At 62.5% G+C, this 13571-nt stretch carries 10 protein-coding genes; 6 read left to right on the top strand and 4 right to left on the bottom strand.

The window, feature by feature from the left end:
- Positions 1–178 precede the first annotated feature (178 nt).
- Both OKA05_RS24945 and OKA05_RS24950 read right to left on the bottom strand, forming a co-directional pair.
- Entirely contained in the window at positions 179–5794 is a 5616-nt protein-coding gene (locus OKA05_RS24945) for a PA14 domain-containing protein (RefSeq protein WP_264489934.1), read from the bottom strand.
- A 40-nt stretch (positions 5795–5834) separates the two neighbouring features.
- Positions 5835–6620 carry a YdjY domain-containing protein gene (locus tag OKA05_RS24950; protein WP_264489935.1) on the bottom strand — a complete coding sequence of 262 codons (786 nt, stop codon included), beginning with the start codon at positions 6618–6620 and terminating at the stop codon, positions 5835–5837.
- A 261-nt stretch (positions 6621–6881) separates the two neighbouring features.
- Here OKA05_RS24950 and OKA05_RS24955 point away from each other — a divergent pair, with 261 nt between their 5' ends.
- Both OKA05_RS24955 and OKA05_RS24960 read left to right on the top strand, forming a co-directional pair.
- Positions 6882–7226 carry a GntR family transcriptional regulator gene (locus tag OKA05_RS24955; protein WP_264489936.1) on the top strand — a complete coding sequence of 115 codons (345 nt, stop codon included), beginning with the start codon at positions 6882–6884 and terminating at the stop codon, positions 7224–7226.
- A 710-nt stretch (positions 7227–7936) separates the two neighbouring features.
- Positions 7937–8878 (top strand): fatty acid desaturase, encoded by a 942-nt coding sequence (locus OKA05_RS24960; RefSeq protein ID WP_264489937.1) that lies wholly within the window; start codon positions 7937–7939, stop codon positions 8876–8878.
- 124 nt (positions 8879–9002) lie between these two features.
- Here OKA05_RS24960 and OKA05_RS24965 read toward each other — a convergent pair whose 3' ends face one another.
- A complete protein-coding gene (locus OKA05_RS24965) occupies positions 9003–10022 on the bottom strand; it encodes a lipid A deacylase LpxR family protein (protein ID WP_264489938.1) in 1020 nt (339 codons plus the stop codon).
- A gap of 214 nt (positions 10023–10236) precedes the next feature.
- On the opposite strand from OKA05_RS24965, the gene OKA05_RS24970 reads away from it, so the two are divergent.
- The 3 genes from OKA05_RS24970 to OKA05_RS24980 all read left to right on the top strand — a co-directional run bounded on the left by OKA05_RS24970 (position 10237) and on the right by OKA05_RS24980 (position 12066).
- Complete coding sequence (locus OKA05_RS24970) at positions 10237–10503, top strand: glutathione S-transferase family protein (RefSeq protein WP_264489939.1); 267 nt, start codon at positions 10237–10239, stop codon at positions 10501–10503.
- Positions 10504–10735: 232 nt separating this feature from the next.
- On the top strand, positions 10736–11494 hold the full coding sequence (locus OKA05_RS24975; protein ID WP_264489940.1) for a PRC-barrel domain-containing protein: 759 nt from the start codon (positions 10736–10738) through the stop codon (positions 11492–11494).
- A gap of 38 nt (positions 11495–11532) precedes the next feature.
- Positions 11533–12066, top strand: coding sequence for a DUF3341 domain-containing protein (locus tag OKA05_RS24980; RefSeq protein WP_264489941.1), 534 nt, complete (start codon positions 11533–11535; stop codon positions 12064–12066).
- A gap of 828 nt (positions 12067–12894) precedes the next feature.
- On the opposite strand, the gene OKA05_RS24985 is transcribed toward OKA05_RS24980, so the two are convergent.
- A complete protein-coding gene (locus OKA05_RS24985; RefSeq protein ID WP_264489942.1) occupies positions 12895–13140 on the bottom strand; it encodes a hypothetical protein in 246 nt (81 codons plus the stop codon).
- Between the two features lie 134 nt (positions 13141–13274).
- Here OKA05_RS24985 and OKA05_RS24990 point away from each other — a divergent pair, with 134 nt between their 5' ends.
- A complete protein-coding gene (locus OKA05_RS24990) occupies positions 13275–13490 on the top strand; it encodes a hypothetical protein (RefSeq protein WP_264489943.1) in 216 nt (71 codons plus the stop codon).
- Positions 13491–13571 lie beyond the last annotated feature (81 nt).

Here is a 13571-nt window from a genome sequence, read left to right on the forward strand (position 1 = left end):
CGGGGAGTACCAGTGACCTTTTCGTCACACTACGCCGCCGTTCCGGCAAGCAGGGAGGATGCCGAACACTATTGGCATCTTGCCCAAGTCCGTTGAAGGGGCGTCCCGCCCGTTCCCTTGGTTCCCGATCCGGACTCTCAAGGAAATGAAGGTGCGAAGATATTTTTCAGACAGCTTCTCACGGACCGGCCTGCACCTTGAGCCGGATGAAGCGGGTCGAGGAAGTGGTGGTGTTGAAACTATCGCGAACAATGAGCTGCGTGGCGGTGTCGGCTTCGACCACCACGTTGACGTCGGACCAGTCGTTCAGCGCGCCGCAGGTTTCCACCGTGTAGGTCAGGTTCGTGGCCTGCGGATTCTTGTTCACGGTCAGGCGGAGGTGCTGCTTGTCGGCGACGGTCTCGAGGTCGGCGACCGGCCCGGCGGTGTAAACCAGCGGATTGGTGCCCAGGGCATACTCCATCAGGTTGGTGAGGCCGTCCTTGTCGGCATCGTCGCCGGGCAGGTTGGCGCCGGGGTTGGCGTTGCCGAAGTTCGCGGCCTCCCAGGTATCGTAGATGCCGTTGCCATTGGTGTCCGGATTGACGGCGGTATAGACGAGCACCAGGTTGTTGCCGGCCTGTTGGACCGCCCAGGTGCCCTGCGGCAGGGTGAGCCCGCTGGTATCCACCGTGAACTTGTCCGCGCTGAAGGTGGGGATGGAGGAGCTCGTCTGGATCAGGACGAAGGAGGCGTTGGTTTCGGTGAAGTTCGCGAGGGCGAGATCCACCGGGCGGATGGTGATCGGGTTGCCGCTGGTGGCCGTCAGACTGAGCGAGCTTACGGTCGCCTTGTCCCAGCCGGTGCCGGCCGCCCCGGTCCAGTTGTTGATCTCCCAGGTCACCTTCGATCCTCCGGCCAGGGTCAAGGTGTTGTTGACCGTCAGATTGCCGACCGCGTTGTTTCCGGGTGCGAGCGTGCCGCTGTTACTCACCGTGCCAGCGATGCTGCCGCTGCCGCCGAGGGTGCTCGCGGCGTTGATGGTGGTGGCGGTGTTGCCGAGCGCGCCGTTTACCAGCAGCGCCCCGCCGGTGATCGAGGTGGCGCCGATGTAGTTGTTCGATCCGCTCAAGGTGAGCGTGGCGGTGCCGGTCTTGGTGAGAGCCCCCGCTCCGCTGATGACTCCGGAGAGGGTCTGGCTGGCGGATGACGAATGCCGGAGGGTTCCGGCGTTGGAGATATTGCCGCCGTAGGTTCCATTGCCCAGGCTGCCGCTGCCAGCGATTTCCAAGGTGCCCGCAGCGACGACCGTGCCGCCGGGATAGGTGTTGGCAGCCGTTAGAATCACCGTTCCGTTCAAGGTCGTCGTTCCAAACGTCAGGACCGACGGGGCGGACTCGGAGATGGCGCCATTCAGCGTGGCGACACCGGTTCCCTTCGCCCCGATCGTCGCGCTTCCCGTCAGGGTGATAGTCCCGTTCAGCGTGTTGTTAGAGAGGTTGTCGTTGGCGAAGCGAAGTGCGACGTCGTAGCCGCTTCCTTCGCCGTAGCCGGTTCCCTCGATGGTGAAGTCCTGGCTGAAGGTGCCACCGGTCCACATGCCCAGTTGTCCGCCGGTTTTCACGACGACCCGGGTGGTGCTGCCGAGACCGCCGCCTGCAGCGGACGTGGTGCTGGTGCGACCGCCTTCCATTTGCAGCGTGCCCGTGAATCCTGCCCCGAGCCCCGCGGTGCCCCATCCGAAGTCGAAGTTCTTCCCGGTCTCCAGGGCCAGGGTTCCAGCACCGGTGTATTTCGACCAGGTCTGGGCGGCGGCTCCGGTGGCGGTGTTGTACTGGACCCTCAGGGTGGCACCGGACGCGATGTCGTAGGTGCTGTTGAGCGTCGGCTGGATGGTGCCGTTGCCCAGTTGCAGGGTTCCTGCCGAGACCTTGGTTGCGCCCGTGTAGGTATTGGTGCCGGTCAGGACCAGCGATCCGTCACCGGCTTTGACCCATCCCTGGTTACCCGCCAACACCGCGCCGATGGTGGTGGTTTGATTCGTCACGGTGATCACCGGGAAGTCGCTGGCGACGGCAAGCGTGAGCGGGCCGCCACTGCCGGTGTTCAGCGTCCAACCGTGGCTGGGCGAGGTATCGCCAAAGACCAGGGTGCCAATGGTGCGCGCACCATCCAGGGTGACGGTGGGGCTGGTGGTGAGATTGAGCGTGCTGAAGTCGGCATAGGCCCCGGTCCCCGATGGGATGCCGCCCTGCCAATTGCCGGCGGTGATCCACGAACCGCCGCTGGAATTAATCCACGTGGGTGGGACGATCACCGTGATATTCAGGGTGGCAATGTCCTCCAGCCCCGAGGGATCGGCCACGCGGACGGTGAAGGTATTCACGCCGAGGTCGGCGGCTTGCGGCGTGCCGGAGAGCGCGCCATTGGGCGCGACGTTCAGCCATGCCGGCCCACCCGGGAGCTTCGAGAAGACGAGCGCGTCGGCGGAGTTGAAGTCACTGGCGAGGGGAGCAAGGCTTTGACCGGTGTAGGCCATCGCGACGGGCGCGTCCGGCCTCGCGACCGGATCGGCGGCAAAGGACGGTGCCTGGTTGCCGACTGCCACATCGTCGAAGCTGCCACCGAGGCGATAGGAAAGAAACTGGCCGGGGATTTCGCCGGAGCCGTTCGCAGGCGCGGCATCGCCCTGGCGTTGCCAGGCCACCGCGAGATGATCGCCGCCGCCGCCCTCCTTGTGGCGGACTTCGAAGTAGTAGTACTTCCCGGCCTGCAAGGCGATGTAGGCGCTGGGAGAACGCTGGCTCCACCCCTTGGGATCCGTGTAGCCGGAGAGCTGGTGGATGCGAGACTTGGTCGCCGCTTGTTCGCTGGTGCCGAGCCAAAGTTCCGAGTTGTCGTCGGAGGTGAGATAGAAGCGGTAGTTGCCGGTGACGGTGGGCTTGATCCAACCGGTGATGCGCTGGCCGTAGTCCTCGCCGTAGTCGGCAGTCGTCGCGGCACTGGTGATCGGGCCGCTGGAGTCCGCGTTGAAGGGGAACTTCGCCTGTGAAGTCAGGTCGGTCACGGCACTGCCACCGATGCCGGTATAGACTTCACGCCACAATCCGCCGGACACGAGCGCCCCGGTGTCGGTCACGGTGACTTGCGCCGCGGTGCTGGTGAGCGTGCCGAGCGTGGTGGTAAAGACGCAGTCGTAGTCGCCCGCGGCGCCACCGGAGACATTCGCGAAGGTCAGCGAGGGGCTGTTGGTGGGTGCCCCCATGTTCACGCCGTTGCGGCGCCATTGGTAGAAGCCGGGCTGCGGACCCGTGGTCGCGACCGAGAGCGTCACCGAGCCACCCCGGGTCGTACTGGCCGGTTGCGGATGAGCGGTGATGCTCATCGTCGCGGGAGTACTGTCCGGCGCGGCGATATAGGCACCGTCGATCACTTCGATCGCACCGCCGTTGATCGCCCAGCCGATGGAGAGGAGATCGGCTCCCGTGCCTTCCTTGTGCAGCGCCTCGAAGGAATAGGCCTGACCGGCGGTCAGGTTGAACGCCACCGACTGCTGGCTGCCGTACTTGTTCCACTGGTTCACCGCGGTCGAGCCGGTGACCGAAGCGATCGCCGTGGGCGAGACGGCGCCGAGGCCGCTGCTATTGAACTTGAGCTGCGAGCCATCGTCCGAAGCGATGTAAAAGCGGTAGGAGCCGGTGACCGGCGCGATCACGCAGCCGGTGAGGCGCGCGCCGTAGTTGTCGCCACTGAAGTCGCCGGTCAAGCGGGTCACGGTGCGCGTGACATCCGGGGAATTCGGGAACTTCGTGGCCCCCGTCAGGTTCGTCACCAGAGTGCCGGTGAGGCCGGTGTACACCTGGTAGTTCGCGAGCCCGGCGATGTAGCCGGCAGGCGCGGGATGAATGCTGACGCTGACATCGATCGGCTCGACCAGCGTGTAGCTGCCGCGGGTGACGCTGAGCTGCACCCGGTAGCTACCGGCCATGCTGAAAGTCATGTCGGTGGTGGCGGCCGAGGGTTGGCTGAAGGTGACCGTGCCGGGACCGGAAAGCTTGGTCCACGCGGCGGAGTAGCCGGAGGAAACGGCAGCACCTTGGCCGTCCACGAGACTCACCGGCATGGCAAGCGTGCTGCCGGTGTGGGAGATCTTCCGGGCATCGATGGTCGGCCAGGTGATATTGGGCGACTGGAAGTTCGCGATGACCTGGTCGGGTGCATCGTTGATGGACGGGATGATGTTCAGGCCGCCATTGGCGATGACATACGGCAGGGCCATGTCGATTGCGGCGCACTGGGTTTCGTCGAGGTAGCTGTCATTCACGCTGCGCGAGCGGAAGTACTGGAAGCCGCCCGTGTGGGTGCGCGACAGCGCGTAGTAGAAGCGCCAGTTGTCCAACATGAAGCGTTGCTGGCGGTCGGTCAGGAAGGCGGTGGCCAGGGCGTGATAGGCCTGGGCCCCGACGCAGTAGGCGTGGGCTTCCTGCTGACGGATGTAATGGCGGCTGGTGTAGGCCTTCAAGCGGGCGAGCTTGTCTTCATCGTCCGCGGTGAGGGCACCGCCGTTCCGCTTGTAGAGGTCCATGCCGAGTGCGGTGGCGGGAGTGCGGCCGGCAGCGTCCCATCCGGTGGGCGCATTGAGCGTGTAGGCCACGTGGCCGTCGTCGTTGCTACTGGAATTATAGTAAGCAGTGCGCTTGCCCATCCAGTTCCACTGCATCTGGAACTTCTCGTCGAGCGTGTGATCGTAGTTCTCCTTGCCGACCTCCACGGCCCCGACCGGTGCGGTGGGGTAGCCGAAGTAGTGGCCATCGCGCGGGCGCACGGTCATGTCCATGCCCACGTGGCGGGCGAAGGCCATGCCATTGAAGCTATAGACGCCGCACATGTTGATGCCGCCGCCCCAGCCGAGGTGGATGTAGTCTCCGATCACCCCGCCATGCGACACCATGCCCGCGATCTGGGTGCCCGCCGGCGTGTAAGTCGTGCCGAGCGCCGGTTGTTTCCACCACTGGACCGTATTGGCGCACATCTCCGCGCCGCGCTGGATCGCGGGTGCCACGGTGGCGTCCGCGGTCTTCGCATAGTACTCGGAAAGGAACATCACGAACTGGCCGAGCTGCCAGTTGCTGAGGGCACCGCCCACGTAGTTCGGGTTCGCCGTGCCATCGAACAGCTTGTCCTCCACCGCGGCATAGACGCCGGCGTTGATCTGTTGGACGCAACGGTCGCGGATCTTGTTGATCGAAAGCCGGTAGGGCTTGGCACCGGTCGTGTCGTTCCAGTTCGGGTGGCCGAGCAGGCACAGGCCGGACCAGCCAGTGGGGTAGCCCACGTCGCCATTGCTGGTGCTCATCACGCGCTGGTGCAGCCACGCGCAGGCACTCTCGAAGCTCGCCTGGTGCTTGGCGCTGGCGCGCGGGTAGGCCGCTCCGAATGTCCCTGCCGACGGCAGGGTCACCGTGACATCGAGCGATCCCACGCCCGGGCGCAGCACTTTCAAGGGCAGCGAGCCTCCAGCACCTTCGGCGCGGTCCACCGCGAAGCCGAGCTCCTGGCTGACCCCGTGGTGATAAGTGCCGGTCGGCGTGAAGGTCTTACCGAAGGCCCCGAACAAATAGTCACCGACTTGCAAGCCGGAGGTAACCCCGGGCGCGGCGGCATCGAGCGACACGATGCGCGCGTAGCTCGAATTCGGGGTGACGCGGAATTGGCCGCCGATCGGTCCGAGCGGATAGTTCCGGGTCTCTTCCTGGGCAGTGGCTGCGGCGGGCAGCAAGGCCAGCAAGGCGCAAATGAGGGAGGCAAGACGCATGGGCTTTTGAGAGCTGGGTTTTCGCGGACGGAAAAGAAATTCAAGGGGCCGGCGGGACGGGGCGGAGCGTCACGGTGACCGGTGTCGCCTCGGACGGCAGCAAGGCCGTATTGGGCAGGTAGAGGGTATCGTCGTCGCCGCCCGCCCGCGGATTCCCGGCGAGTGCGGTGGAGTCGGAAATCAGCGCGATGATCGAGCCGTCGCGCTCCGCAGCAAAGCCGCCGGCGTCCACTACGGAGCCTTGATAATGCCAAGGCCCGCGAGCCAGCGTGCCGCCGGTTTTTCCCTGCGGACTTTCGTGGGCAAGCGCCAGCAGGTCCTCGAGCGCCAGCTTCTTCGCCGGACCATTGGTCGCCCACTCCACCTCGATCGTCACCGGCACCGGCTTCGGTGCCTCGCCCTGCGGTGCCAGTCCGATCAAAAGCGCTGCCACATGGAGGTGTAGCGGCGACACCTCGGCCGCGAGCAGCGCCTCATGGACCTTGCCCTTGGTGGTGACCAGGGCGTATTCCACCAGGCCCTCGCGGGCATTGATTTTAGCGGGAAACGAAATCGTCCGGGTGGCGCGGTCGCATTGGATCCGGCCGATCCGGAAGGTGGTCTCGCCGGTCTTTTCAATCAGCTTCGCGACTTCCTCCTTCCAAGCCTCGGGCGTGGCCGGACCCATGCCGCCTTCGGGCTTGGTGGCGGGGATGAACTTGCCCGAGCCATCGATCGCACCTTGAGCCGGGTCAGGCGGGGATTGGGCCCCGGCCGACGCCACGCCCAGGGTCGCCGCGATGGCGATGACCGACCCGGACCGGAGAAGCCCTGATAGCGTTTGCATCGTTGGTTGTTCGACCATTGGGTTTGCCGTTGCGGGCGGGAGAGCTGCTGGGTGTCGCGGTTCGTCCGAGCCGGAGCGGTGACAGACCGGGAAGGGACGCGCGTGCTTCTCCCGCTGATCTATAGCAGGATCGTCACATTCAAAGCGATAAAGTGACGCCTATATTGCATCCTCGCTCTTCTCAAGCCCTTTAATTCTCGTAACCGGTCAAAAAAGTGAAGAGGTTCGCGCACCGTGACCCGCCCACTCCGCCGCCTGCCCTTGGCCGAGCAAACCGCCGCGCACTTGCGCGAGGGCTTCCAAAGCGGGCGCTGTGTCGGGCAATTGCCCGGGGTCATGCAGCTCGCGGCCGAACTGGCAGTGTCCAATCACACCGTGCGGGCGGCCCTGAAGATGCTGGAGCAAGAAGGCTGGCTCGAGGACTGTGGCGCGGGACGCCGGAGAAGGATCGTGGCGAACCAACTCAGGGAACCGTCGCGCCGCTCTCTCCGCATTGGCATCCTGCTTGATGAGCCATTTGAGGACGCAGGATTTCGCACGGTCAAAATCCTGTTGGGGGGTACGCTTTGCGATCGAGGCAGCGGGACACACTTGCGTCTTCAGTGACCAATACCTTCCCCAGTTGAACGACGATCTTCCGAAGATCTCGCGCCTGACGAGGAAGGAAGAAGTGACCGCATGATTGGGAACTGCAACCCATGGAAGCGCAATTTGAATGCTTCGGCTCACAGCCTGCGACCGAATAGTCCGCCTTGTCAGACATTCCGCCGTTTCTAAGGTTGGCCCGTCTGCTGCAAAGAAGCCTCGTCCCCCCCCGACACTGGGGGGTGGCGAATACGGGTTCCTTCCGTGCGCGGATTCGCCACCCCCCTTCCAAACAATGCTCCACATCGCTGCGCTATTCGAGGTCCCGCCTCACTTCACTCCATTGCAGAAGGGACGGCTCAATGCTGAGCTTCAAATCGCTGGATTTGCTCGCGTTCCCGACATACCCGCTCTCTGGCTGTCTCGCTCCCGCTTTGAAGATCTCCGCTCAGCGCGACACTCCTTCAGGAACATTTTTCACGCGTGTGGAATGGCCCTGCCCCACACCTTCCTGATTCCATTCGCCGAATCGGCGGAGTTGCCGTGACACCGAACCCTGGAGCATGTCCGTCAAGTGATCTCCCTTTGCAACCGGATCAATCCGCCTTGAACCTCAGATGGGCATGAAAGGCGAAAAAGGCATGGAAAACGGAAACCCCGGCAGCGACCCTGCGACCGCAGGATGGAAGGAAATCGTCCGGCGATATCAATTGCCCTCCGGCTGGCGTGCCGTGTGGCAGCTCTCTAACACCCTCATCCCCTACGCAGCACTGTGGGTGCTGATGTATTTCAGCCTGGCGATCTCCTATTGGCTTGTGGTTCCGCTTGCGATTCTCGCGGGTGCTTTCCTGATCAGGACCTTCGTGATTTTCCACGACTGTACCCACGGCTCGTTCTTCAAATCGAAGCGGGCCAATGAGGTCGTCGGGATCATCACCGGGCTTCTCGTATTCACGCCGTTCCATCAATGGCGCTTCGAACACACCATTCACCACTCTAGCGCCGGGGACCTGGATCGCCGTGGTATTGGTGACGTCTGGACCCTCACCGTGCAGGAATACCTGGAATCCTCACGATGGCGGCGTTTCACCTACCGCCTCTCCCGCAACCCGATCATTCTGTTCGGCATTGCCCCGCTGCTGCTGTTTCTGCTGCTACACCGGGTGCCCGTGAAAAAGGCGGACCGGCAAGTCCGGCTGGGGGTTCATCTTACAAATTTGACCCTCCTCCTGATGGCCGTCGCTGGTTCGTGGGCGTTCGGTATTCTGCCGTACCTCGTGATCCAGTTCACCGCGATCCTGGTGGCAAGCGTTGCCGGCGTCTGGCTGTTCTACGTCCAGCATCAATTCGAGGACGTCTATTGGGAGCGTCGGCCGGACTGGGACTTCGCAAAAGCCGCTCTTGAGGGAAGCTCCTTCTACAAGCTTCCAAAGATCCTTCAATGGTTCTCGGGAAACATCGGGTTCCACCATATCCATCACCTGAGTCCGAGAATTCCAAACTACGAATTGGAACGAGCTCACAATGCCGAGCCGATGTTCCAGAACGTGAAGCCGCTCACCATCCGAAGCAGTCTGAAGTCTTTGAAATTCCGATTGTGGGACGAAAGCGCCGGCAAGCTGACTGGCTATCAGGCGCTTAATCGGCGGCGACGCGAAGAATCGGAGACCTGATCAATTCACGCTGGGCTCCTCCACCCCGCACTCGGAATCCTTTGGATCCAGCGCGGCTTCACCTTGCATTCATGGCAGCATCGCCAGAGGTGTGGAGCACGACCCCGCGTCCGGCTCGGTCGATTCAGAAAGTCCAGTTCAGCGACATGGTGCCGAAGACCTGGCCCTCGTCCTGCCCGTCAAATTCCTTGGTCCGGTAAACAAGGGCATAGGCGAGCTTGGTGTTGTGATAATTGATAGCCACGCCTGCACTCAGGTCGGCGACGAAGACATTGCTGTCGACCGAGTGGCTGTTGCTGAACGTATTCCCGTCGAGGAAGATGTTCCGCGCCACCGCCCGCCCTTCCACGCGGGTGAAGACATAGGCGCCCACGTCATAGCGCGAGCGATCGGCTTCCTGGCGGCCATCGACGGGCGTCGAGGTCGGGGCAGCCGACGCGATCGACGGGGTACCGAAATCGTCGGGGAGATTCAGCCCGATGCGGAACTCCGAACCGAGGCACGCGTCGATTTTCACGGTGCCAAGAGCCGCCCCCGCGTAGGGTAGGAATTCCCAGTCGAGACCGGCGCGGCGTTCATGCGCCGGCCAGCGCCACATGTGCTCGTAATCCACGCTGAAGGCGAGTTCGTCATCGAGCTGGTTATCCCAACCCTTGGGGCTGTCAAATCCGCGCAGATCGTGGATGAAACGCTGGGTTTCTTCCGCGTAAGACAAGGAGCCGACTACCCCGATGTCCAGCACGAGCGAGTTGCGGACCTTTGCATCCTTCCACACCACGCCTAACTCGAGATAAAGCCAGCCCGCATAGGGGCGGTCGTACCTCTGCAAGACCGCAGTGTCGGTATCGACCGGAGTGTAGATGTTCTGCCCGAGGGCGAAAACGAGGTTTTTCTGGTAGTCCTTCTGATTGATGTAGGGAAGCAGGTCGAACAGCGGCAGGAACGGACTCGCAAAGGGGGTGTCGCTGAACTTCTCAAGATCACGGGAGCTCCAGCTGATTTTGACCCCGCTGGTGTAGTGTTGATCCGTGCCGGCAAAGAGGTCGTTTTCCAGGTAGAGGCCCAGCGTGCCAGCGGAGTCCTGGGCTGCTGCATGCCGCGCGGAGGACAGGCTGGCGAAGACAACGAGAAGGCGGAGGGTCATCGTGGCGGTAGCAGTAATAAGGACGTTGCCGCCTGAAGGGTTGATTCCCGGCGGTGTGTGACAGGTCGCGAGCTGCCGGCAATAGTCAAGAGGTGATTGAATCTCGCGCGGATTGCCGACGTGTTGGTCACCTTCATCGCTCCGCACCTCTGCGATCGCCCCACGAGTGATTCCGTTAGCGCCGCAAACCGATTCACGCGAGAATCCTTCACCCATGGAAATTCTCATCTATTGCATCCTCGACGAAGGCACGCTGAATCACGCGCAAGAGCGGTTTGACGGTGAGCTCGAAGCTCGTGGACTCACGCCGAAGGAGGGTTCACCGAATATTTGGGTCTGCGGCGATTGCTTCAGCGCGGCGGACGAGGCCCTTCAGTCGATTGGCGAGGCTGCTACGGCTTGCGGGGTTGTGGTGCAACGCGCATTCGCAGTGGCGGACGACCCCGCCGCCAAGACCGAAGCAGGGAAGTTTAGCAGTTAGAGATCGCGCCCCCTGTCGAAGCTGGGGCGGCGAAGACCGAAAAGCGCCTCATTCGGGAGAAGGTCCAGCGCAGCGCATGCAGATTGCCCATGGTGATGCATAAGATGCCCGATTTCCAGACGGTGGCCGAAGGATAGCGCCTACGGGTTGCGTGATCCGGGCGTCTGGGCTCCTAGGCACAGCGTTTGCAAATAGGGTGCCGCCTTAAAATTGCGGCAACCCATCCAATCCCATGAAAGTCTTCAACCGTACTGCCATCTGCTCACTCCTTCCCTTCTTCATCGCGATTCCCGCCATGGCCCAAAAGCCGGACTCTCCGGAAGAAGTCACCCAGGCGATCGGCAAGAACAGCGAATCCGCATGGCGGGCTTCAAAGCTCATCGGCATGGATCTGGTGAATTCGAGCAAGGAGTCGATTGGCGAGATCAAGGACATCGCCATCGACCTTGAGAGCGGGAAGGTGCTCGGCGTCATCGTTTCGACGGGCGGATTCCTCGGCGTGCAAGACACGCTCAGCGCCGTCCCGATCTCCGCCCTTGCTTACGATGCGGATTCAAAATCCTTCACCACTTCCCTGACGAAGGAGCAGGTGGGCAAGGTGCCACAGTTCAAGTCCACGGAGTGGCCGGACCTCAGTTCGGCATCCCTCGGCACCAAGCTCCGCGGCGTCCGCGACTCCATCGGCGGCGATGTTTCTGCCCCCGATAACACCGCCAAGAACGAGCGCGATATGAACGAGAAGACCACCACCCCTGTGGACCAGGGCAACAGTGACTCCGATCTCAAGATGACCAAGGATATCCGCTCCACCATCGTCGGCGCGGATCTCTCCTTCAATGCGAAGAACATCAAGATCATCACCCGCGATGGTGCCATCACCCTGCGCGGTGTGGTGGAAAGCAAGGAGGAGCACGCAGCCATCCTGAAGATCGCCAAGGAGCACGCGGGCAGTGCCACCATCTCCGACAATCTCGAAGTAAAAACCAAATAAAACACCCGCTCGCTCTCACCATCTAACCATTCATTACCATGAGCCACAAATCCGTATACGCCATCGCCACCTCTCATTCCCAAGCCGAGCAGATCGTTGACAATCTCTCCGCCGCCGGGTTCTCAGCCAATGACATCTCGGTGTTGTTTCCCGACAAGGGCACCACGCACGAATTCTCCCACGAGAAGAATACCAAGGCTCCGGAGGGAGCGGTCACCGGTGCTGCCACGGGCGGCGTGCTCGGTGGAACCCTGGGCCTGCTCGCAGGGATCGGCGCACTCGCCATCCCCGGCGTGGGTCCGCTGATCGCCGCCGGTCCGCTGCTTGCCGCGCTGAGCGGCGCTGCCGCGGGTGCCACGGTGGGCGGCATTGCCGGGGGCCTGATCGGCCTCGGCATTCCAGAGATCGAAGCCAAGCGCTACGAGAACCGGGTCAGCGAAGGCAACATTCTCGTCTCCGTGCACGCGGTTGATGGCGATGAAGTCGATCGCGCCAAAGAGATCCTCAAGGCCGCCGGAGCTGAAGACATCTCTTCCACATCGATCTCGGATGCGAAGAGCACCGTGAGCTAAGAAGTCCACGATGGACGGCCTTCCCACGGGAGGGCCGTCTTTTTTATGGCACCCGGAAAAGCGGCGCTGCCCGACCACAGCCTGGGATGTTTCCCGAACGCGACCTATGCCTCGTCTTCGCAAACGCAATCTTTTCGACTGGCTGCTTATTGTGATGCTCGCAGTTTCGCTTGCCACGCTCGGCCTCTTCGCGATCGTGGCACTCGTCCCGTTCTTTCAATAAAGGACTTTCTCCGGGCACCACTCCAAGCGCCTCGGCATAGCCTCCGCTGCGAGCTACCACGGAGGTGGCCATCGAGTCGCCAGCTCCGCTGCGCGACCGAAGCTGTTATAAAGGATTGGCACCGCCCCCCGACCCATCCTCACCGGCTGGGCCTTCTGGGTCATCCTTCTTCTCAAGTTCGGAATTCAACGTGTCGCCCGCAGCCTTTCCTCCAAGGGCTCCCAGACCAGCGCCCACAAGAGCGCCCACTGCCATTCCAGCCGGACCTGCGAACGCGCCAACTGCCGCTCCGGCAGCCGCCCCCGCGACCCCTCCGACCGACGTGCCAACTGCCCCGCCAAGACCCTCCATCCGGACGACATGACTGGTGCCATGATCTTTCGCGTTGGGGTGCTCGGCAGGAGTTTCCGGGGAGTCGGGTTGGCGGTCATGGTCGGTCATGGAAGACACCGATTGCAGGAATCATGCCCAAGGCATCCACTAGTACGGGGCCTATCTTACCAATGCCTTCAAGGACCGGCGGTCTGCGCAGGTCCTGACATGCCGAGAGTCCGACGCAAGACGCACTGGGAGAATGCAGCGTGCACGGAACTGGCATTCCGCGATCAATAACGAGCGAACCTGCCCGCGATGAAGCCCACGCCTGCAGCGATGAGGACGACCCGGACCGGTCCAAGCTCGACAAGGTTTCTGAAGCTCGACCCCGGCGGCGAAAGATCGAGGTCTTTGATTTCAACCGGCTTCGTCTCGTTCGCAGTCGCCTGCCCGGACCCTTCTGGATCTACCTCCGGGTGAGTCGCGGTTTCGTGATGCAATGCGGGATTCTTTGGGTATGCGGGAACGTTAGACATGGTGGTCGGGCCTACTGGCATCGAGATCTTTGCAAGCAGTATGCCAGCATGTCCTGGAGCCGGTCGAACCATCGCGGAGAGGCGGCCAGTCCCAGCCCTCTGCTCGTACGGCACGCTACTTGCGAAAGCATCCCATGCTTCTTGCAAAGACTGTTGGCCACCTCCGGGAAGAGCTCTCGCAGCTTGCTTTCCTTGAAGACTTCGGCAACGCCCGCCCGCACCTCACCGGCCCGGATATCGACTTGGCCTTTCAGGAGGCCATCCGGGTCATCGCACCATCACAAAGGGTGGAGGCGATGGAGCGGGAGATGGAAAGGCTGCTCGGAATCGTGAGCGATGAGGAAGAGTAGCGGCTGCGTTTCATCAGAACGCGGCGGGATCAGGTCGAAGCAAAAAGTAACGGCATCCACAATCCACACGCTGAGGTGGAT

The organism is Luteolibacter arcticus (genome assembly GCF_025950235.1).
In the GTDB taxonomy this organism is placed as follows: domain Bacteria; phylum Verrucomicrobiota; class Verrucomicrobiia; order Verrucomicrobiales; family Akkermansiaceae; genus Haloferula; species Haloferula arctica.

Bases quoted from the DNA above. Each gene is read 5' to 3' on its own strand.
- OKA05_RS24965 (WP_264489938.1), bottom strand. From the start codon at position 10,022: ATGACCCTCCGCCTTCTCGTTGTCTTCGCCAGCCTGTCCTCCGCGCGG.
- OKA05_RS24945 (WP_264489934.1), bottom strand. From the start codon at position 5,794: ATGCGTCTTGCCTCCCTCATTTGCGCCTTGCTGGCCTTGCTGCCCGCC.
- OKA05_RS24950 (WP_264489935.1), bottom strand. From the start codon at position 6,620: ATGCAAACGCTATCAGGGCTTCTCCGGTCCGGGTCGGTCATCGCCATC.
- OKA05_RS24975 (WP_264489940.1), top strand. From the start codon at position 10,736: ATGAAAGTCTTCAACCGTACTGCCATCTGCTCACTCCTTCCCTTCTTC.
- OKA05_RS24970 (WP_264489939.1), top strand. From the start codon at position 10,237: ATGGAAATTCTCATCTATTGCATCCTCGACGAAGGCACGCTGAATCAC.
- OKA05_RS24985 (WP_264489942.1), bottom strand. From the start codon at position 13,140: ATGTCTAACGTTCCCGCATACCCAAAGAATCCCGCATTGCATCACGAA.
- OKA05_RS24980 (WP_264489941.1), top strand. From the start codon at position 11,533: ATGAGCCACAAATCCGTATACGCCATCGCCACCTCTCATTCCCAAGCC.
- OKA05_RS24990 (WP_264489943.1), top strand. From the start codon at position 13,275: ATGCTTCTTGCAAAGACTGTTGGCCACCTCCGGGAAGAGCTCTCGCAG.